The following is a 21,576-nucleotide window of genomic DNA, read 5'->3' on the forward strand; positions in this document are numbered from 1 at the left end:
GTGAGGCCCCCTACTCTTTCGTTGAAGTCGTGTTGCCGACATATTTATGCCCCCAGTCGCCGGCAAAGGAAAACCATTTTTCGGCATCCGGATGAAGGTTCAGGTTATGCCCGGTTCCTGTTAAGACGAACGCTTCCAAAGGAACATCCGGTGAGTAATACGGGCTTTCCCGTTTCAAAACAGTTTGACGATCTGCACAGGAAAGCTTTCCTTCCTCTTCACAGAAGATGATATCTTTATCCCCGATCGCAATTAAGACCGGTACCTTTATCTTCTTTGAAATCGCTTCTGTATGAGCATCGGTTAAAGAATTAAGCTCACCTGAGGTCACCGTCTGTTTGAGTTCTTCATCCAGTGAAATGACATCCCCATCCGCCTGATGGTAAAACATATCTCCACGTGTATCTGGCTGTGTTGTGAAGTATCCGGCAGGAAGATAGGCATCTAAAAATTTCGGATCCGACTGTCCGGGATACAGATTCGAAAGCAGGGAGTAGCCTTTTGTAGTTACCTCATGCATCATCCCGGATAGAATCAATCCATCTACATCCTGGTAAGTGGATGCCTCATATAAAGACATCGAAGAGCCGAAGGAATGACCCGTTAAGATAATGTTAGAAAACCTGGTATCTGCAACGTTGCCTTCCCTTAATTTTTGAACGATTTGATGAACAACATGAGCACCGGACTGTACCGTCACCTGGTCTGCTGGAGGACGGTCACTCTGTCCGACGCCAATACGATCGATATTGAATGTCACGTAACCGGCATCGGTCGCATGTTGAACATAAGAGTAATTCTGTGGTTTGAAAGGAAAATCCCAGTAATGATGATCGTAGGTGATGCCAGAAACCAGTACCTGAATCGTTTTTCCTTTTAATGTACCGCGATAGCAGAGCCAGCCCACCACTTCATACTCGGTCGGATCAGCTGCCGAAAGGGTCACGGGCGATGTCGTTTTCTGACATTGGACCTCATCAGTTGCAGCTGTAGTACGGCCACTTGAAAGATAGGCGATCGTCAGTACAAACAGGAAAAATAAAACAACCGACCGTTTTCTGGATATTGTTAAGTATCCCTGTTTCATTGAAAAAAACCTCCTATTTTCATGATTTCATCGATGATGGAAATTGCGATCTCTTTACGACAAACGATCGAAACACCTCCTTTCGTGTTCCCTTATCGTATTAACAGCGTATACCGATGCCAGGACTTATAAAGGTTCAGCATAAGTTTGTTGGAAATCGTTGACAGTCCATTCTTCCCCTTCTTGCTGCAAAAAGACCTTGACTGTCACCCGTTTTCGGCTGGACGTTCGATTGGCCAGATTGGTAGTATCCTGATCGAAGATTACATAGGCACTCTGATTTTCCTGAGAAAGATACACACTGAGATTGGATACATCATGTTCGTAGAGCAATCACATTGTTCGGGTGTCGCATTCCTTAGATCATGTTCTGGTGTAAAGAGGGGAATCCATTTTTGGAACGTATCTATATAAATTATAGTTTAGTACGGTACGTGAAATTTCAATTGTTTGAAAAGGGTTCAAATATAAATATATAAAACATGATCTATTCGGTCTCTCCCTCAAGAAGGAGACTTCTTTTTGAAAAAACATTAAAGTAGCTCTAATTCAACTTTTTTTGGATTAGTTTTTCTACCCTAAATAGTGTATTTGAGCTGGTTTTACGTATGTTCACTCACTCTCTTCTAAACCAGTTTAATCTAATATCATTGTCGCCTCGTCCGGATAAGCAGACCACTATGGTTTCATCCAGTGCCATTTTACTAGCTTCTTTAAAAGCTTGAGCAAGAGCATGTGCACTTTCAATAGCTGGAAGTATGCCTTCTTGTTTTGCTATAAACGACAATGCCTGAAGTGCTTCCTGGTCGGTTATGGTTTGATAAGTGACTCGTCCTGATTGTGCAAGGTAGGCATGTTCAGGTCCAACCGCTGGATAATCAAATTCTGATGAAAAGGAGTAAGTAGGAGTGATTTGCCCAGTACAATCTTGATTTAAATACGTCATTGCACCGTGGAGGACTCCGATTGAACCTGTCGTAATGGAAGCAGCATGTTTTCCTGTTTCGATTCCATATCCACCGGCTTCTACCCCGATTAGACTAACAGGCTCGTCCAGGAACGGATAGAAAATCCCTAATGCATTACTCCCTCCACCAACACAGGCTATAATTTTCGTCGGCATTCTCCATTCTGCAAGAAAATGTTGTTGTTTCGTTTCTACTCCTATAACTGTTTGGAATTCCCGGACGATAGAAGGGATAGGGTGAGCTCCCAGGGCTGTGCTGATACAATAAAAGGTGTCGACTATCTTTCCCGACCAATATCGGAAGGCTTCATTCATCGCATCTTTTAATGTTTGACGACCGCTATTAACCGGGATGATTTCTGCCGCTAATAGCTTCATACGTAAGACATTAAAAGGATGTCGTTCAATATCTTTTTCACCTATGAATATTTTACACTTTAACCCATACCTCGCACAGGCTGCTGCGACTGCAACACCATGTTGACCGGTTCCTGTTTCAGCAACAACGTTCGTTTTTCCCATGCGTTTGGCGAGCAAAATTTGTCCAATTGCATTGTTGATTTTATGGGTACCTGTATGATTCAGGTCTTCCCGTTTAAGATAAATCTGAGCGCCTCCAAAGTGGTTTGTTGTGTTTTCTGCAAACGTCAGCGGTGTCGGCCTACCTGAATAATGGGTTAATTCGGAATGAAGTTGATTTTTAAAATCTTCATCTGCCATTGCTTCGTCAAAAGCTTCTTCCAGAAGGTTTAGTGCAGAGATTAAAGTTTCGGGAACATACTGACCCCCGAATGGACCGAAACGCCCTTTATGGTTTAGGGGAGCGTTTTGCATGCACATTCTCCTCCTTCACTTTGCGAGTTTTTAACTAAAGGTAAGGATCAATCAATCGGAGTTGGGTGGATAGGTATTTTTGATGGTAGTGGAGAGGTGAACCAATTAAGTATTTTAGACAAAATTAGTATTACATAATACATAAAGCCATCACGTTTATCAAACCGCTCTTTTAAAGAAAAAAACCTGGTTTTGAAGACCAGGCTAAAATCCCTTGTTGGTCGGTGATCCCTGGTTTTTGTGACCAAGGAGTATTTAGAAAGACAATGCTACAAAAGAAGATTAACATTTTTAAGTCAAAATCCCTTTTCCTTTGTTTGTAAGTATACCTAAAAGCCATAGGGTATTTGTAGTTATGTTTGTCATGTTTCCAAATGACAAATGTCATATTTTCCTACTGAGTTATGGAAAACGTTCCGTTTGCCGTTATCTGATCTAATATTCGGCCGATATTAGGGGATTAAGTTGTAATCATCATTATTTCTTTTTTCTACCCAAGTAGATTACTATACCAACTGCAATACCTATTCCGATACCCATTACAATATTTTCAATGATAATGCCAAATACTACACCTAATGCCACACCTATACTTAAATTAATAAATTCATTACTATTCATCTTGGTTGACATCGTTTTCTCCTTTCTAACGGCTGGAAGTTACGGCGATAGTCTAAAAGCATACATAAGGTCAGCATCACCAGGTAAAATTCCAATGGTGAGAGAACCACATTTACTTGTTTAAGTTCGGAAATACTATCCTGATCAATATATATAAATATGTTTAACTCTACTCATATAAAAGATTACAGCATCTGTTATGGTTTATCCGTTTACCAATTCGATATTCCTTGTTGATGGAACCATATTCCAAATTTGATAGGAAAGATAATTACTTATTATCGTGTAAAAATAGGCCTGGACAAATCCAGCCCTATATGAAAAGAGGGTGATATATATTATGTGGTATATCCATCAGTTTCGATACGAATCAAAATGTTATCCTATATTAATAACTTCCTAGCTCCTCTCCATCTGGCTCCATTGAGGTTTATTTAATCATAAAAGTATGCCACATTACCAATAGCTTCCCTATCAGTTGAAACAAGATAAAATTCTGCTCGGTTATTGGGCCCATCAACAAACCTATTAATATTTCTGAAAATATGGTAGTGATCATTAAAACTACCCACAAATTCATCAGGATTAGAACCATGACTCATACTCCCATAAATCAAAATTAGCGTTTATACGAGGTGATATGACCACCTAGACCTTACATATGACGTCATATAACATGTAACCCCACCAGAACACGTAGTTTCATAGAACCACTTTTTTCCTACTCTTTCCCAACTACAGTTCCCCGCAGCATCAGCTGAAAAAAATGGAACCACTAGGGTCAGTGCCATCAAAAACAAACTGATTTTTTTCTCCTCAATCGTTTTAAAATTACTTGGTTCAATCAAGCATCAGTGTGTTGATTTATATTCTCGGACACAAATTTCCTACAAGGGATCCCTTCTATTTCATTTCTTGTCGTATTTTTCTGAGCAAAATAGAAATTTAAACTGAGCTTCATTGAACTATTGGAAGTTTATCGTACATTTACGTGTTTTTTGTAGTTATGAATGTCACTTTTTTTAATGACAAATGTCAGGTTCATCGGTTTAATCCTATTAAGGTTGTATAGCTGAACTCAAATCTAAAACAACATTAGTCTATTGATCCACTCTTGCCATTGGGAAAATTAAGACAAGCTATTTTCTGTTTTCAGTTTGATATCTTTGGTATTCCAAGCAGATTCTAATGCTTCTACACGACGTTTATATCCTGAGCTCCGTTTGTCAATGCTTTTAGATTGTAGAAGGGTAAACCAATAATTTGTGTTGAAAGATCAAACAAAACACAAGATGAAACAATACAGAGATGTAAAACCAAATTTCTTTTGTTTTCGGCTTTTCGAAGGTGTTTAGACATTTGTAGTTCATTAAAAACAGACTTTAAATCGTAGTTGATTCTTTTGATCATTATACTCTATCATTAAGGAGCACCTCTTCTGTTTTGTAGTGTATTGACAAATCCACTATACAAAAGAATGAGGTGTTTGTTGTATATCAACGAACACTTTATCAAGGATCCTATTAAACTGAAGCATAGCCTAAGGAGCACAATGAATACTTGCAATTATCTAGGTGGGAAGTTTGAGTTAATAATTTTAACTTTAACGTGAATTATAAAGCCGTACATGCTCAATAAGCGCGAAAACCACCTGTTCTTCTAGATCCTCAAAATTCTTATCAAATAAAAGGCGTTTTCCCTCAAAGCCAAACGCTTCAAGCAAATAGAAAATACGGGGTTTCTTGTATGCTCGGCTATTTGCTACACATCGCTGCCAAACCACAGCTTCAAGCTCTTTCGAATAGTAACGATGTTGGATACATTCATGGATACGTGTTTTCTTCAGCTCCACATGCCCTTCCCAAATGTTTTTATTGGCTAGCTCTATCCACATTTCGGCACGAATACGTTCTTCTACTTCTTTCTCAACAATTGTTGTGTTAGATTCTTTTGCAACATCTGTTGTATATCCTTCTGTTAGACGCTGTAGAAGAAAATCATCTAACGCCTCTTTAGGAATTTGCCATCCCTCTTTGCGAGAAGAAGGTGCTATTCCTTTGAGAACACCTTGACGTAACCATCTACGAACGCTTTCTTTGTGTGTCGTGATTTTATAGCTTTTTAACAATTTTAAACACTTCGTCAACACTATACATGTCCATTACACCTATCCCCTTTAATACAACAAATATTTTATTAATTTCAATATGCAACATTCGTTGTATTAAATCCAGGCTTAACGCGTGAAATATGTCAAAAAGTTGGTACTACCCCTTCTTAAGGAAATCCCAATATAAGAAGCCCAATATCTCAGTATTAAAATTGAGAAATTGGGCTTTGTTCATTACTCTGCCAGATTGTTGAACTTGATTACGCTTGATGAAAGAGCTTTGGTGCTATACAGAGAATCGGATATCTGTCCATTTCGAATATGAATGGTGTGATGCTAAAACGGGGCAATGGATGAGGACACACGGAAATGAACACTGGTAATTTGACGATGAAGGCTTAATGAAACGCCGGGATATGAGTGCGAATGATTATCCAATTCAAGAGTCTGAACGTAGATATGGGTAAAACATCAATGTGTGACCTATCAAGTCAATATTTGGCCCTTTGCCCATTTAGATTGGTATAGAAGCTGATTTGTTATCACAAGCCATATTAGGTAAATTCCTTTTGGAGATTGCAAGTGCCCTCTCATTGTTTTCCTTATTAAGTTGATGATTGCTCCCTAAGATTTTAAGGTTTGCCAATTCCCAAGTACTGTCTCGTGATTAAATTCATTTGATAAAAGGAAAAGAATGGATATCCTAGCCGAAAGTAATAAAAATGCATATTCCTGGGCAGCAACAATCATCGTCCGGTGGCATTTTCTATTCGGATGGCATTCGACTGAAATATACAGCCCGAAGAGACGGGATGACTACGAAACTCCCAAGACTGATGCCCCATGCTTCGGGTCTTTCTAAGAAAGAAGAAAAAAGTGGTGATTAAGCGATGGTCCGTAAGTTTCATTGCGGTGAATTAGCGGTTCAAAAACAAGCCGGTGCTATGGACATGGCTTGTAAAGTCGGAAGTGAGACACGAGACTACATTCCCGCCCACGACCGAAAATTTTATAGAACAGCAATCCATGGCTGTATTGGGTTCGGTCAGCAAGAATGGTGACGTGTGGGCCTCGATGGTGATTGGCAAACCAGGATTTATGCGAGCCATCAATGAGAACAAGTCCCCATCAGTGTATCTACCGAAATAATATTTTCTCCCTCCTGTCCTAACAATCTCTTTTTATAAAAAAAGCGAGAAGAACCAAAATAAAGATCCAAGCTAATTTATATTTTGATTTTCCAGCTTTTTTTCACAGGATGAAAAAAAGGATCTTTTCATTTTCCCACCATATCAAAAATTGACATTTGTCATCAAAAAAAATGACAAACATAACTACAAGAACTGACCAAATCTGAGGTACACTTTCACCAAGGGAAAGATTAATTAATTTAAAAACTTAGTCTATATGGTTCACTTAATTTCGTTAGGTACGCTACACGATAAAACATGGTTACATTTAGGAGGTGGCGAATAGCTGTAATATATGGTGGGGGTAGGTACCACATTATAAGTTGTCTTATAAGTTAGTGAACCTATCCCTTAAGTTATAATAGCGGCTAATGATTAGGTCTAGAAACGTGAAAGGAGGGATTTCTCTTGAAAAAGTTTAGTCTGTTTTTGATTGCCTTTACACTTATATTAGTAACCCCTTTTTCATCAGTTAATGCTGCTGGGAATGGTCGTTGGGATCCTATAGGAGAGTATGGTCTAACCTATAACTCAACGTATGGCTGGTGGGATACGTTAAATGTACACTCTACTGGAGGGGACTTTAGGATGACAACATGGACAACTGGCGTTAGATTTGAATTATGGGAATATGATCCTGGTTCAAATAATGATGACTTTGTGGGTTATACCACTGATATGAGCCATACCTTCCGTAATATTGGCAAGTTTGTTGACGGTTCCAATAACAGGGCAGAATTTTATGCTAGGAAATATGTAGGGCATGGTTCTGATTCGGTGTATTTTTCTGATTAATTCATGTCACCTTAAATCAGAATGTTATGGGTTTTATGATACAGCTAATGTTTATACCGGCCGTAGAGAACTTCTTATTAAATCCTATATGACTGTATCGGGGAATTATTATGTGTATGAGTATGATCCCGGGTCTAGGAATGATGATTATATTGGAAAATTAAATAATAACGGCCTCAGAGGTTACACTATTTTTAATATTTCCAATTTTATTGATGGTCCAAACAAAAAGGCTGAAATTTATGTGATGAGCTATAAGAATGGGGGACCATATAGAGATCTTGCCTTTAATGTTAGATAACAATATATAAATTATCTAGATTTACAGGGCTAGATTTGTCTAGCCCTATTTTTTATTACTTCAGTTCCTTGTTACTTAGTTACCAGCCCAATTGTATTTAATCTATATCTTGTAATCGTCCCTTCGTGATTTACAATTCCCCTCGCGGAATAATAAGGTGATTACTAATTCCTTTGAATGCTCATTTCGACTAACTGTTTTTTTAAAATTTTAAAGGGAGATTCAATTCATGCAGAAACTGTTTGGTATTTATACTCCTTCTACTCGTTTTTGCTAGTGCTTGCAGTAATTGGAGCACTATTACTTTCGGCTTGTGTTAGTAGCACCAATCCAGTAAGTTCGGGCGAAAACCAAGAAAATGGAAATCCAGAGTCAAAACGTATCGGATTGGTAATGAAAACGTTGAGCAACCCATTCTTTTCTGCTATGGAAGAAGGAGCTAATAGCTGAAAAAGAACTGGGTGTTGAGCTTATCGTACAGGCTGCTTAGGAGGAAACATCCTACCCGGAACAAATTAGTATTGTAGAAAACAGATCTCAAGTAAAGTTGATGCAATTGCCATTGCCTGCCGGTTCAGTAGAAATCGTACCTATTTTGAAAACTAGGAAACGGAAAAGGCGGTAAATGTAACAGCCAATATTCTACAACCCCCCCCTGATTTGAAAGGAATATTTGCTGCTGATATGGGGTATGCCAGTATAAAATTTACATTAGATGCGATTAATGGAAAGGAAGTCCCGAAGGAACACTTTGTTGATTTAGAAAATATTACTGAAGACAATGTTCAGTAAAACTACTACGCACAATGTAAAGGCTAACAAAAAAATACTTAGTCTATTAAAAATCTTATTTGAGAAAGGTAGAAATTAAATGCAAATGATCAAATCAAAATGGTTAAAACCGATTTTATTAGTTGCAGGACTAATCCTTCTACTATCACAGACATTTTCTAGGGATACAATCGCTTCGAATGCAAATGCCAAAAAAGAAAATGGAAACGGGAAAGAACTAGTGATTATCGATGCGGATATGGGCCAGCTAAACGATGACGCCGTCGCTATGTTCATGTTAGCCAATTCCTCAAAAGCTGAAGTCCTTGGAGTTACCACAGTTGCGGGGAATACATGGGCTGAAGAAGGAACTGCTTATACATTAAGGCAATTAGAATTGATCAATCGCCAAGATATAACAGTCTTACAAGGAGCTGGCGAAGCTTTAATGGGTAATCGCCAATCAACTCTAGAGGCAGAGCAGAAATTGTTCGGTAATTCAGAATACATTGGGTCATATTCCCGTCCTCGCCCTGATTCCTATCTAGAATTAGGAACTGAACCATATGGAGGATATCCAAAAACAAAGCCAAAAGATGTGGCGGCAGTTGACTTTATTGTGAAACAAGTGAAAAAGCATCCTAACGAGGTAACAATCTTTGCACTAGGACCAGCTACAAATCTAGCACTTGCAGTGAAAACACATCCGGAAATCGTACCCCTGGTAAAACAAGTGATTTATATGGGAGGAGCCATAGACATCCCAGGCAATACCACTCCCGCCGCGGAATTCAATTGGTGGTATGACCCAGAGTCCATAAAAATCAACCTAAGAACACCTTTCAAAAAGCAAATTGTGGTTCCGAACGACATTGCCGAAAGAGTCTACTATACGAAAGAAATCTATGATCGAATAATAAGTAAACCGGAAACACCTATTATCAAGATGTTTAAAGATCTACACGGCCCCCGCTTTGAAAATGATCCGAATAGGAAAAGCTTTGTTTGGGATGCCCTTACCGCAGCCATTTTCCTTGAGCCTAAAATTGTAACAAAGATGGAAGAACGGTATATTGACATTGACACAAATTTTGGTCCGAACTACGGGAGATCTATAGGCTATCATGAATCTAGAAACAGGGATTTTGACAACCCTGAGGATTTCCCCGCAGGAACACAAAAAGTTGATATTTTATTCGATATAGACCGAGAAGCGTTCTGGGACCTTTATGTAGAGTTAATGACAAAGAAAACCAATGGAAAATAACAAAAAAACACATTCATTAAATAAAAAGAACAAATAATGAATAAAAAACATGGTCACGATTCGATTTAATTGAGTGACCATGTTTTTTATAGGATGAACGGTCTTTATCTTATTATTTACGTACATTCCTTTTTGCATTGAAACATTAAGAAAACCATTGTAAAAGAGGCGGGTAAAACTGTCTCTTTTGGTATTTATTATTAATAGATTCATCCTTCCCAAGATCATTAAAAATTTCCGTTGCTCATAGTTTCCCGATATTAAAAGATATAAATATCATATAACCTCTGTTACTCTTAATTTGAATCTTATTTGTTTAATGGCCGACAAAAGGTACCCAATGGTTACTCTTGTATTATTATCTATTGTAATGTATTCAAAGCTTATATCTCTCGAAGTTTCCAAACTTCCAATTTTGTTCCCTATTCGTATACCTGCCGCAACCGCTTCACTTATTGTTCTTGGAGCAATACTATCTCCTATTACATAATAAACCTCCATTCCAGGATTCCTGTATGGCTAGCAACCTCTAATTTAGTTCTTGATTAAAAGCTTATCTAATTCTCGGACTCGATCATATGACTCTACTAATTGTTCGGGTACCACCCCATGTACCCAAGAATGAGCGTTTTATTTTGGAACGAAGATCTTCCTTTCCTTCATCATCACCATACATTAGTATCCTTATGATGGTTTTTCTTAAAAACCTAAATAATAACCAATCATACGGAAAGAATGATTTTAACGAAGTTTTCCTCTGTCTCTTTAATTCTCTGAATGGTTCGCGAGGTGTACTACTTTTACTGGCCAGACCTCAAAGGCTTTCTACCTCTTCCGTTTCTTTTTCTTTACCTCACCTGTAAATGGATCGATTTATTCCATCATACTTATTTGTTCTGCGATAATATCATCTTGAAGCTGATTACGTATATATTCTTCAATTGTCTTCTTGTTTCTTCCCACGGTATCTACATAATATCATTTACACCAAAATTTTCGGTTCCCATATCTGTATTCAAATTTGCGTGTCGATCAACTATCATCAAAATTCCAACAAATGCTGACACACTTAACTAGGTGGGATACTGACTAACATATGGACGTGATTTACACACTTTTGCTTCGATGATCTCCACACCTTTTCTTTTACATAATGTCCGGAGTATTTCTTAATTTGTCCATAAATGACTTGTATTTCGGTACAAAGACGATGTGATACTACAATTCTAGGTTGTATGCGCTAAACTATTAGTATCTTTTGACATTTAAGATTCCTCCTTTATACTGTTATTTTGGTTGGCGAACCAGAAATAGTTTAGTATCCCGGAGGAGTTTTTTAATACAACGCTGAAAGCTTTTTTGAACCATAGGCCTAGCCTAGGGTTTTCTTTTCCAAAAGAAAAGGAAGGAGACTAGCTCCTTCCTTAATTGTTATACATATCCTTTTTCTTTCAAGCTGGTATATCCTGCTTCCGCATTGACGATTAAGTGATCCAGTACCTCAATACCTATCATATGTCCGGAATCAATAAGACGTTTCGTTACTTCAATGTCTTGTCGTGACGGATTTGTGTTTTGAGAAGGATGCTGATGACAAAGAATGATGGCAGCGCTGTTATTCAGGATTGCACTTTTGAATACTTCTCTAGGGTGGACAATACTGGCATTGATCGACCCTACATGACAACGATGAACAGCAATTACACGGTTTTTCGTATTCATGCACATAACAAAGAACACTTCACGATCATCTTCCCCGATAAACCCAGCAGCAATTTTTGCAGGTCTTCTGGAGAACGGATGATGTATGGTTCCCCTCCTTCCACCTCTGAAATCACTTGTCTGATCCGTTGAATCTCATAAATTGTTTCCATCTTGAAACATCTCCTTTCTTTGTTTGAAAAGAAAGGAATTTTTGTGAAAACGAGTGTAGAAGGATAGGTACGTATGCGTAAGCATCAAGTGGGAAGTTACGGACAGCACAAAACCCAATGACTTAGCCAGCGTATACAGGTTATTTTTTACCTTAGGTACGCTGGCTTAGCCAACTTGGTTTTAGATCTGACCGTTTGACCACGCAGATCCTTTACCGAGTCATGAGCAAATAATTATAATGAGGAGAACAAAAGGAAGGATCAATCTTGCATATCAATAGAGAAAAGTCATTGTAAATTTTACTTTCAGTTGTTAATTGGAAGGAAAATACAAATGTCAGTCAAACTATACTCCACCAGGGAGTGAACAAATGTATAACAAGCTTGTATTACATAAAACTTATTACGTGAAACAGTTGATTGGATTTTGTGGTTCCAAGATTGATACTTACGTTTTAAGTAACGATAGGGTGTTAAAATCTGATAGCCAATATGTTGTAATGGATATCTTTAAAGCTTACGCACATTATATGGACCGGAAGTACCGAGATGGATTTACAAGCAGCCCGTTTTTAAAAGTACCTATTATGTCGTTAAGGCAATCACTAAATGATTGATTTAATAAATCATTGGTGTTCCGGAAATGTTTTTTAATGACAAAACTCAAGTCAAAACATTAGGAAGTGGCTCTAGAAGGTTTTTAAACTTCTTTTAACATAAACTTCGGTATAGTGATTTCATAACGTATATTGATCAACCTCTGCACTAAATTCCCATCAAATTGAAAATCATGCTTCTTATTTTTCTAAAAAACACACCTTTTCTTTCATAACACAAGCCGGTATTTTACGGTAAATAAGAAGAATCCATTTTGAAAATAGATTTTTCAAAATGAATTCTTATCTAGCTGATTTAAGTTTCGGTTTTATAAAAAAGATTAAATTTTTTCTACCCTTTGATCTTCAACAAACTTTATATTTGCAAAAATGGAGCGACATTTCGGTTATCCAATCGTGATTAAAAATGTACGAGACCGAATGAAAAGACTGCTTACTATCGCACGTCTAAATACAGAGTTAACTCCGCATAGTTTAAGACACACCCATACGTCACTTCTTGCAGAGGCAGGTGTCTCACTCGAACAAATCATGGACCGACTTGGTCATACTGACGATCAAACCACAAAAAATGTGTACCTCCATGTCACTGAAGAAATGAAAAAAGAAGCTTCCCAAAAGTTCAGCGAACTTATGAGAAGCCTCCGTTAGTTTCCTCAATGTTAGCAAAATGTTAGCAAACCACTCTCACCTTACCAACAAATCCTTATCTATCAAGGGTTTAGGGGGCAGGTTACATCATACCGCCCATTCCCTGAGTAGAATAAATACTTAAAGATAAGAGTTAAAAACGCCTTTATAATCGGCATTTCAACTTCACTGTGTTAACTTGAGGAAAAATAAGGTATCAATGTTCATGAATAATATCCAGTCAAAATCAAGTCATAAAAGTGTTAACGATTATGTTTATCATGAATTCCGCAAAGTAATAAAGTTTAAAACGATTATTTTAGCTAACCGGTCTTTATTATTTCCATTACACCTATATATTTTCTTCCTTTTTCATATATTCTTCACGTATTTGAGATAAAGATTTTCCACTTTCTTTATGAATAGCAATAACATACGTTTGAACACTTGACCAATCAAATATTTCTTTCAACCATTTTTGCATTGATAGTTCTTCGTCGTTAACTTCTACATTTCCATTTCCCTTTAAAACAGCTTCTTCGTTTCGTCCTTTAGGTGTGATAATATCCCCCGGCTTTACAACACCCCACTCGAGCATGTCGTCAATTTTAGGTAGTTTCCGGCGAATAACCCTCTTTTTCTTTGGAAAACTATTCGTTAAATCATCTAAAAAATTTACATAGTAATCCTCATAACTAGTTAGAGGAAGCAATTTTTCAATTCCTAAATATAGTCCCTCGGCTATATTGTACGGAATTAGCTTAAAACAACATATATCAACATTATTACTATTTAACCAAGCGACCGCTGATAACGTTTGTTCATCATAATCGGAAGCTGCTAAAATAATACGTTGTCCGTTATTGAAAGTATGTTCTGCATTATTGCTACTCAAGAAATCACTCAGCTTTCTTAAAGCTAATTCTGTACTTGTCAATGAAGTGTTTTGAAATTCGCTGGAGTACTTCTCGATGTATACCCTTAATATCAAGTTTTGTATTTCATCTAAAATGTTTAAATGTAATATTTTTTGACAAACTTGGTTTCACCTTTCAGGGTCCCCATATTCCAGTTACTCTCCGTATATATTTTATGTTTATTGGAATTATAAATAATGAAATAGTCTTATTCATAGGAGTGAATAACAATTAAAAGATGGTTTATCTTCATATTAAACCTAGCCTTAGTTACGGTTACAGCCTACATGATGGATTATTTACAAGGCATACCGGTCAGAAATGTGGTCTTTCAAATTTATAACCCCTTTTATACACTTTTATTTTCATTAGTTCTTCCTGTTTTGTGTTTATTCATTTTCTCTTTAATAAAAGCAATGAAACAATAAAGGACAGGGAAACCCACAGCAAAGAGTGGAAAAATAGAGGTAAGCGCAAATTTTCCTTCATCTAAATGGGCTGGAAAATTATCTGCAATAATAATGGATGTATATAAAATGACAATAGCTGTTGGTATAATCAGCTTTTCTTTGTTATCTACTTTGAATAGATCTGACATTGCAACAATAGCGGCATAATAAAAAACAGCGATTTTAAAAAATGCCCCAATAATTAATGCTAGAACCGCCATTACATCTAGATGTTCAATAAAGTCCATGATTTCTACTCCTTGAATCGCACTCAACAAAGGAAATTGCGACCGAGTCACGACATCTACCCCAAGGACAGCTAAATTTATAAAAGTAGTATAGGTAATCAGAATACCGCTTACCAGAATACCGGCAACCCCTGTCTTTAAAACATTTTTCCTATTATTGATATAAGGAAGCAAGAAAGTAAAGGCCACCATTTCTCCAAAGGGAAACATAATGGTGTTGGTGTAAACCGTTTCGACGACAGGCTTCCATCCAAACTCTAATATAGGGGACACTTGCTTCATTTCTACCAATCCAGATAAAATAAAGAATAAGCTTCCAAAAAAACCCAAAATCATCACGGTGCCCCAAAAAACTTCAGCTGTTCTGGCAAGCACCTCCATTCCCTTATAGAGGATATAGGCGATTGAAAAGATCATTAACCCACTAATAAACAAGTGGGGGGTATTATCTAAAACGGTAGAACCAAGGAGTCCTCCTACATCACGCAAATCCCTTGATGCTGCATAAATCAAGAAAGGGATATAGAGTAACCCTATAAACCCACCGATATACTTGCCTAATAACTTTTGAGAGTAACCAATTAGAGATAGATTGGGATAGCGGGTATAGAGATAATAGTAAATAAGAAATAGCAAGATCCCCCCGAAAATACCGATAAATATGGCAATCCAGGCATCTTTTTTGGCATCTAAACCGCTTCCAACAACCAAATTTGTTCCAAACACAAATAAATTAAGTAAAACAAAGAATTGAAGCAAACTTATTTTTTCCTTTACCATTTTCCGCACCTCCCAACTCTCGACTACTTATAACCCCAACTGATCTTTCTACTCTCGCTTGTATGATTCAGCCCTCATTCCTGTCTTCATTACATAAGCGTCTACTTTAATGTTGACTTCAATTTCAGGAAAGATATCATTAAAGTCTTTTTTGATTTCTCTCCACAATTTTGGATTTTCACGATTGATAACCTGGCCAAAGCCAAAAATATCACTATTCTCCTCTTGAGCTATTTGGATTGCGCGTTCGATCTCCTGTTTTGTATTATCTTCTATTTGTTTTTCAAATTGCTTTATTTTATCTCGATTGGTTACATCCATCTTGCAAAGAACTTCCTCAATTTCCCCTTCTTGCTTCACATGAATATCAATCGTTGGGGTCCTGTTTATTTCAGTGGCTCGAAGAGAAGTACGTGTATCTGTCACATTAAATGAAATAGCATTAGGTTTTTGATCACAACTTAAGTTAACGATTGTGCTATCAATTTTATTGATGACCCATAGAATGCCGCGCGCTTCCTCCCTTTCTAACCAGCGAATCAGCTTCCCCTTTTTAAAGATCGCTAATCCCTCAGACTTAATTAGGGAATTTGGAGTGGTTTGTTCAATATTTGACGTACTTTGTCCGTCTTCTGATTGCCCGATAATACTAACCCCGCTTGCAAGCGGCTCGATCCCATCACTCGTCAATTTTTTGACGAATTCCATAATTTTTACTGGCAGCGTTTCCCCTAATGACTGTCCTGATACTTTACTCGCCTTCACAAGCTTTTGGGCAGGGATTTTTTCTAATGGAGAAAGGATACTTAATATATTTTTGGCGGTATTGTCTTTTGCGATAAGGACCCTAGGGGTTATACGAAATTCCTGATTTCTTTCCAATAAATCAAAAATATCTTCAATTCCACTTCTCGCTAATTCCTCACCGAAAATCACCGTTTGAGTATAAGGAAAAAAGACTTCCCTTGGGGTTTGTTGAGATAACCTCCTTATAGCTGATATTAACGTATCTCCTTTAGCTGAATAAATGGTCGTGGTTGAAGCCCGACCAGAAGTAGATTGCTTTCCTCCAACGACCTCCGCCGGATTTACAAGTTCAATGGTCACTTCATACCTTCCCTCTTCTTCTATCTTATCTATGCCTAACGCCGTGACAATTGAAAAATCATCCATTTCCCTACTATTCCAGCATCCTGTAAGAAGAGCTGTAACCACAACTAACATGAAGATCATAACCAATCGTCTGCTAGCCATTGGAATCACCATCTTTGTTCACTGGGTTGGCCGCTTTCACAGTATTATCTCGTTTTAATGTAATTTTTTGTTTTAACCTTTGCGGCAGCCTAATGAATGTATCTACCTGAGCTGTAAGGTTGAAAGGAGATAAGGGTTCTAAATAAGGGATTCCAAAAGAGCGTAAACTATTCATATGACCGACAATCATGATGACAAGCAACGTCATTCCATAAAAACCTGCGGTCGCTGCGGATATCATTAGCAAAAAACGTAGAATCCGGGCCGGTATTCCTATATTAAATGACGGAACAGCAAAGCTTGAAATAGCCGTGATTCCTACCACAATAACCATTGCAGGGGAAATGATCCCTGCTTGGACAGCGGCTTCTCCAATAACAATAGCCCCCACTATAGAGACCGCTTGCCCAACGGCTCTCGGCATACGCACCCCTGCTTCTCGTAATATTTCAAAAGTGATTTCCATAATTAAAGCTTCAAAGAACGCTGGAAAAGGCACCCCTTCTCTCTGAGCAGCAAGATTAATAAGTAAAGGAAAAGGTAGCATTTCCTGATGAAAGGTCGTCAACGCGATATAAATCGAAGGGGCAAACAATGAAATAAAGAACACAAAAAATCTTAATAACCGTAAAAGAGTAGCAATGTCTGCTCTTTGGTAGTAATCCTCCGGCGATTGAAAAAACTGAAAAAACGTCGCAGGAGCAATGAGTACAAATGGTGTTCCATCGATTAAAATAACCACTCTCCCATCAAGCAGGTTTCCTACTGCCGCATCCGGACGTTCTGTATTGATTAACTGCGGAAAAGGAGTCGTGGTCTGATCCTGAATAAACTCTTCAATATTTCCTGATTCAATAATAGAATCTGTCTCTATTTTCTCTAATCTGGTTTTAACTTCTTGTGCTAAATCATCTTTAGCTATACCCTTGATATACATAAACGAAATATTTGTTCTCGACACTGTTCCTATTTGGAAGGTTTCAAGTCTTAAATTGGCATTTTTAATTCTCTTTCTAATCAACGTTACATTTACTTTCAAAGACTCAGTGAATGAATCCTTAGGTCCTCTGATAACCGTTTGGGAAGTTGGCTCTTGAATCGAACGCTCTTCCCACCCTTGTGTTTCCCCGCTGATGACCTCGTTCCAGCCATCCATCATAATCAGGGTATTTCCTGAAAGAACAGCTAGGACCAGATGATCCCAATCATTCACGACCTTCACATTAGATAATGTTAAAGCATTCATTCTTAGATCGTTAAAGACGGCCTCTTTTGGTGTATATTTATCAAAATCACAATTATTAAGCATTAAAGATTCCATAATGAATTCGTTTACCAATGTTTGATCAACAAGCCCATCCATATAAATCGAAACGATCCTGATGTCTTTGTTCATCCCCGTGTTCACTTCTCTTATGACTATTTCAGAACTGTCACCAAACTCTTCTGCTAGTTTTTTTATGTTTTGCGAAATATCCTCAGAGATAGGGGATACTTTTTGCGGCTCACTTGCTTTATTCTCCGGCTTCTTTTTATGAAATGGATTCCAGTTAAAACTCATGATTAACTCCTCTAACCACTAGTCTGACTCTTTCTACATCTTGTCCATAAAAGGGTAGAGTTTATACTTCATATGTCAAGACTAGTCCCTATCTTATGGTCAAAGCATAACTATGTGATTACATAAAGACGTCCCTTCAAAAAAGTTCAGAAATTCGTGAATAGCTCTAAGCATAATAGAAATTCAAATACTACTAATCAGTTTTTTGTTAATTAGGGTATATAGCATTAAGAGCTTTAAAATGAGAGGGGAAGTGTTTCTACATCCTAAGAAATCTTTTTTAGGTTCCTTTTCTGAAATAAGTATTGTTTAGACTAAAGATTTAAAGGTTTTGTCATCATTAACAACCTTCGTAATACATATAATTGGTTAGTTTTTAAGAAAGGGTGAATGTAATTGAAAATTTACCATGCCAAAAATGGGGATACTCTTCGAAGTATTGCACACACCCACCATATTGAAGTATCAAAGCTTCTCTCTTACAACTCGCATCTTCCCCCAAATCCAGACACGGACATTGCTGGAAAATACGTAACCATCCCTTCTCCAAATATGCGTAAGAAAGCTAACATTTTAATGTGTGATCCTGCTCCTCCTAGAAAGATACAAAACAAATGGAGACCGCTAACCCCATTAGAACAATGGAACAAACAGATTATGATGTTATTATCGTTGGTACAGGTGCTGGAGGTGGAGCTGTCCTTTGGAGGTTATGTGAACAGTGGAAGGAAAATGGGAAGAAAGTTGGTATTCAACACACTACTTGAAGATAAAGAACAGAATCAATTAACAATGAAGTAAATAAAAACGCCCACACGGAAGGTTTGGAAACACAAGTATAAATGCAAGCGAAAACAAAAGTGTTTCCGAAAGCAGTTGATATTTCCAAAATTGCCAATAAAATTGCTTCCGCAAACAAAAAGAAAAAAGTTAATTTGAGGATACACATACTAAACAAACATATTGGATTCGTGACGACATTCTTAAGGCTTTTCGGAAAATCGCAGATAATGAGCGTGGTGAAAAGACTCGTATTATTAACCAGGCACTTATTGATTACTTCCGTAAACTTAGAAAGAGTTAGAGGGAACTACAACCGACTTACGCTTCTCTTTAAGGGGTCTCGCCAACATTTTGAAGAAATCGTACGCTAAGAAAATACTTAACAAAAAAAACTAATTTCTTAGCATTAAAATTGAGAAATTAGGCTTTTTTAATATTGAAATTTCCTTAACCCTGAAAATCCGCATTTTCCTGACGATACCCAAAAAAACCTGTAGCGTCAGTACTTACAGGCTTTTTGGGTAATACATTTTTTATTTAAACTGACTTTTAACTACATCCTTACCAGTCATAAAATCATCATCAGAGAAATTAATGGGTTCAGAATTTGATATGATCCACTTATTGGATTTTTGATCATAATCCAATGTAAGGTTTAATTCTATAAATTCTTCTTCTAAAGGCTCATCATCATTATAACCCTTATATTCCTTTGCTTTATTATGAAATTCCACAGGTATCTTGGCCTGATACTGTTCATCCTCTTGAGTTAACGTAACCTTTCCAAAATCAATGCGTGTTCCAAGAGCTTCTCCTTTCCAATAATTTTTTAAAAATTTATCATTCTCTATATCTTCGGTAAATTGTTTTACGATATTATCACTAGCTGTTGTAATGATCGAAGGCTTTTGTTGTACCAACGCTTGGATTCTTTGTCTAGCATAGTCATTAATCGTTTGCATTACATTGTCTCGACTTTCTTTTGTTACGAATGGGCTTGGTGTTACATCAATACTTTCTGTGTCTTTCTCTACATTTTGAGGTTCACTCTTGGATGTACCCCACGGATATTTTACTTCACCATGAATTTTGATTGATCCATCTGTGGACAATGGACCAAATTGTTTCTCCTCTTCATTCTTTTTTTCAGAACCTAAAAACCCATTAACTACTTTATAAACAGAAGCCTTTTCGCCAGTACTTTTTCCATTTAGAAAAACCTCTACATTTTCCACACTGGATTCAACGGTTATTTTTTCACCCGTAAGATTCAGTTCTACAGAATCTTTACGCTCATCATCATTAAAAAGATTAATTTCTTCTTTCGCTGTGACATTCGCATATTTGTATTTTTTAGAACCAGTGATAGTGTATGTACCAGGCATTAAGGGCCCATAAGTTTTTGCAAGGCTTCCTTCCTTTGTTTTAAAATCATCATAGCCTTTCAATTTGATAACTGCATCCGGTTCATTGGTCGACACTTCTAGATAATAAGGACGTGCGTAAACCTTATAAGAAGAAAAGAGTCCCTCACTCTTTTTAAGATAAAAGTCCCCAAGATTTTTGATTTCACCTTCTGTGTACTCATTAAATAACGGATTTTGAACCATAGTAGACCCATTCTTTTCATTAATAGCAGCCTGTGCCTTTAACAGAAAAATGTGCGCCTTTAAATACTCTGATTCGTCCTTTGTATAGGAAACTAGTTGTTGCAAATGATCGTCCGTTATTTCCATGTCCTTATCTTCTGGTTCAACTAATTTTTGTAGAGTATCAATATCTCCCTTAAGAAGAGCCGTTTCAAAATTATTAACTACCTCTTCTGTGCTTGAACGTGAGGCCATTCCAATAGATATAAAAATAAGGAAAATCGCCATTACTCCAATGATAGCCGTTATTATTTTATTATTTTTTGCTTTTTCTAAAAGATTCATATTGTCTGAAACCCTCCGTTAAATGATCACTACCAATCTATTTATTATACCCTCATAATTTTTCTGAATTAACTCTTCTAACCCAGTTTCATAGATTGGAGAAACTCCGGATTTCATTACTTTCACTTTATTTTCATCAATATCAACGCAAGAGACTTAATGGCCAACTTCAATCAATCTTGAAGTTTCGTCATGGTATTACCTGAAACATAGGAAGCGATATATACTTCTACCTTTCCATTGGAGCCATCGACCCAAGGCTCAACATACATAGTGGCACACTCACCAGACTTGAGATTTAAACTACCCATGTCATCATCTCCTCCCGAACCGCTTGTACCAGGATCATAATCATACACCGTAAAAAGATTATCAGAGCTGTGACCTGATACACAGAATCTAATATAGCCCCCTCCGGAACCATATACACTGGTATGCCAGCCTTTTCCATCCCACCATTGATTTAATGCATCATATTCACCGATCGTCTGCCATCCTGAATTAGCGAAGGTCGACTGCGGAACTGTAAATAAGAAAGCGATTGCCAAAAACAGCGTACTAAATCTTTTTAGCATTTTTTTGTCCT

The 21,576-nt window shown here is 37.3% G+C and carries 20 protein-coding genes and 4 pseudogenes; 8 read left to right on the forward strand and 16 right to left on the reverse strand.

Annotated elements, in window-relative coordinates:
- Positions 1 to 10 precede the first annotated feature (10 nt).
- From KOL94_RS21265 to KOL94_RS21285, 5 genes are all read right to left on the reverse strand, one after another.
- Positions 11 to 1,087: an alpha/beta hydrolase gene (locus KOL94_RS21265; RefSeq protein WP_221568701.1), complete on the reverse strand. Its 1,077-nt coding sequence runs from the start codon at positions 1,085 to 1,087 to the stop codon at positions 11 to 13.
- Positions 1,088 to 1,213: 126 nt separating this feature from the next.
- Positions 1,214 to 1,420: a hypothetical protein gene (locus tag KOL94_RS21270; RefSeq protein ID WP_221568702.1), complete on the reverse strand. Its 207-nt coding sequence runs from the start codon at positions 1,418 to 1,420 to the stop codon at positions 1,214 to 1,216.
- Positions 1,421 to 1,703: 283 nt separating this feature from the next.
- On the reverse strand, positions 1,704 to 2,888 hold the full coding sequence (gene trpB, locus KOL94_RS21275) for a tryptophan synthase subunit beta (RefSeq protein ID WP_221568703.1): 1,185 nt from the start codon (positions 2,886 to 2,888) through the stop codon (positions 1,704 to 1,706).
- Positions 2,889 to 3,365: 477 nt separating this feature from the next.
- Entirely contained in the window at positions 3,366 to 3,521 is a 156-nt protein-coding gene (locus KOL94_RS21280) for a glycine zipper domain-containing protein (protein WP_221568704.1), read from the reverse strand.
- Positions 3,522 to 5,112: 1,591 nt separating this feature from the next.
- Positions 5,113 to 5,637, reverse strand: coding sequence for a hypothetical protein (locus KOL94_RS21285; protein ID WP_221568705.1), 525 nt, complete (start codon positions 5,635 to 5,637; stop codon positions 5,113 to 5,115).
- Between the two features lie 245 nt (positions 5,638 to 5,882).
- Here KOL94_RS21285 and KOL94_RS21290 point away from each other — a divergent pair.
- From KOL94_RS21290 to KOL94_RS21310, 6 genes and pseudogenes are all read left to right on the forward strand, one after another.
- Positions 5,883 to 6,086: pseudogene (locus KOL94_RS21290) on the forward strand (DUF1348 family protein); the annotation flags it as partial.
- A 255-nt stretch (positions 6,087 to 6,341) separates the two neighbouring features.
- The gene (locus KOL94_RS21295; protein WP_221568706.1) at positions 6,342 to 6,506 is read left to right on the forward strand and encodes a hypothetical protein; all 165 of its coding nucleotides are present in this window, start codon (positions 6,342 to 6,344) and stop codon (positions 6,504 to 6,506) included.
- Between the two features lie 3 nt (positions 6,507 to 6,509).
- Positions 6,510 to 6,680: a hypothetical protein gene (locus tag KOL94_RS25435; protein WP_260412582.1), complete on the forward strand. Its 171-nt coding sequence runs from the start codon at positions 6,510 to 6,512 to the stop codon at positions 6,678 to 6,680.
- Between the two features lie 537 nt (positions 6,681 to 7,217).
- Positions 7,218 to 7,604 (forward strand): hypothetical protein, encoded by a 387-nt coding sequence (locus KOL94_RS25440; protein ID WP_260412583.1) that lies wholly within the window; start codon positions 7,218 to 7,220, stop codon positions 7,602 to 7,604.
- A 961-nt stretch (positions 7,605 to 8,565) separates the two neighbouring features.
- Positions 8,566 to 8,697, forward strand: a complete 132-nt coding sequence (locus tag KOL94_RS25445; protein ID WP_260412584.1) for a hypothetical protein — start codon at positions 8,566 to 8,568, stop codon at positions 8,695 to 8,697.
- Between the two features lie 79 nt (positions 8,698 to 8,776).
- Positions 8,777 to 9,943, forward strand: a complete 1,167-nt coding sequence (locus KOL94_RS21310) for a nucleoside hydrolase (protein ID WP_221568708.1) — start codon at positions 8,777 to 8,779, stop codon at positions 9,941 to 9,943.
- A gap of 276 nt (positions 9,944 to 10,219) precedes the next feature.
- On the opposite strand, the gene KOL94_RS21315 is transcribed toward KOL94_RS21310, so the two are convergent.
- From KOL94_RS21315 to KOL94_RS25695, 4 genes and pseudogenes are all read right to left on the reverse strand, one after another.
- Positions 10,220 to 10,444: a hypothetical protein gene (locus KOL94_RS21315; RefSeq protein ID WP_221568709.1), complete on the reverse strand. Its 225-nt coding sequence runs from the start codon at positions 10,442 to 10,444 to the stop codon at positions 10,220 to 10,222.
- A 372-nt stretch (positions 10,445 to 10,816) separates the two neighbouring features.
- Positions 10,817 to 11,208 (reverse strand): annotated as a pseudogene (gene tnpA / locus KOL94_RS21320) (IS200/IS605 family transposase).
- A gap of 166 nt (positions 11,209 to 11,374) precedes the next feature.
- A complete protein-coding gene (locus tag KOL94_RS21325; protein WP_311775206.1) occupies positions 11,375 to 11,665 on the reverse strand; it encodes a JAB domain-containing protein in 291 nt (96 codons plus the stop codon).
- The gene (locus KOL94_RS25695) at positions 11,662 to 11,817 is read right to left on the reverse strand and encodes a hypothetical protein (protein ID WP_311775207.1); all 156 of its coding nucleotides are present in this window, start codon (positions 11,815 to 11,817) and stop codon (positions 11,662 to 11,664) included. Before KOL94_RS25695 ends, KOL94_RS21325 begins: the two co-directional genes overlap by 4 nt.
- Positions 11,818 to 12,788: 971 nt before the next feature.
- On the opposite strand from KOL94_RS25695, the pseudogene KOL94_RS21330 reads away from it, so the two are divergent.
- Positions 12,789 to 13,085, forward strand: a pseudogene (locus KOL94_RS21330) (tyrosine-type recombinase/integrase); the annotation flags it as partial.
- Positions 13,086 to 13,416: 331 nt separating this feature from the next.
- Here KOL94_RS21330 and KOL94_RS21335 read toward each other — a convergent pair.
- From KOL94_RS21335 to KOL94_RS21350, 4 genes are all read right to left on the reverse strand, one after another.
- Positions 13,417 to 14,001, reverse strand: a complete 585-nt coding sequence (locus tag KOL94_RS21335; protein WP_260412585.1) for a hypothetical protein — start codon at positions 13,999 to 14,001, stop codon at positions 13,417 to 13,419.
- 329 nt (positions 14,002 to 14,330) lie between these two features.
- Positions 14,331 to 15,458, reverse strand: a complete 1,128-nt coding sequence (locus KOL94_RS21340) for a GerAB/ArcD/ProY family transporter (RefSeq protein ID WP_221568711.1) — start codon at positions 15,456 to 15,458, stop codon at positions 14,331 to 14,333.
- Positions 15,459 to 15,506: 48 nt separating this feature from the next.
- Entirely contained in the window at positions 15,507 to 16,691 is a 1,185-nt protein-coding gene (locus KOL94_RS21345; RefSeq protein ID WP_221568712.1) for a Ger(x)C family spore germination protein, read from the reverse strand.
- Between the two features lie 13 nt (positions 16,692 to 16,704).
- Positions 16,705 to 18,273, reverse strand: a complete 1,569-nt coding sequence (locus KOL94_RS21350; RefSeq protein ID WP_221568713.1) for a spore germination protein — start codon at positions 18,271 to 18,273, stop codon at positions 16,705 to 16,707.
- A 396-nt stretch (positions 18,274 to 18,669) separates the two neighbouring features.
- Here KOL94_RS21350 and KOL94_RS21355 point away from each other — a divergent pair, with 396 nt between their 5' ends.
- Positions 18,670 to 19,074, forward strand: a complete 405-nt coding sequence (locus KOL94_RS21355; protein ID WP_221568714.1) for a LysM peptidoglycan-binding domain-containing protein — start codon at positions 18,670 to 18,672, stop codon at positions 19,072 to 19,074.
- A 515-nt stretch (positions 19,075 to 19,589) separates the two neighbouring features.
- Here the strand turns inward: KOL94_RS21355 and KOL94_RS21360 are convergent.
- The 3 genes and pseudogenes from KOL94_RS21360 to KOL94_RS21370 all read right to left on the reverse strand — a co-directional run bounded on the left by KOL94_RS21360 (position 19,590) and on the right by KOL94_RS21370 (position 21,565).
- Entirely contained in the window at positions 19,590 to 20,990 is a 1,401-nt protein-coding gene (locus tag KOL94_RS21360; RefSeq protein WP_221568715.1) for a TcaA 3rd/4th domain-containing protein, read from the reverse strand.
- A 54-nt stretch (positions 20,991 to 21,044) separates the two neighbouring features.
- Positions 21,045 to 21,146 (reverse strand): annotated as a pseudogene (locus tag KOL94_RS21365) (hypothetical protein); the annotation flags it as partial.
- Positions 21,147 to 21,163: 17 nt separating this feature from the next.
- Positions 21,164 to 21,565, reverse strand: a complete 402-nt coding sequence (locus KOL94_RS21370) for a hypothetical protein (protein ID WP_221568716.1) — start codon at positions 21,563 to 21,565, stop codon at positions 21,164 to 21,166.
- Between the last annotated feature and the right edge of the window lie 11 nt (positions 21,566 to 21,576).

The sequence above is a fragment of the Alkalihalobacillus sp. TS-13 genome, from assembly GCF_019720915.1.
Classification (GTDB): domain Bacteria; phylum Bacillota; class Bacilli; order Bacillales; family Fictibacillaceae; genus Pseudalkalibacillus.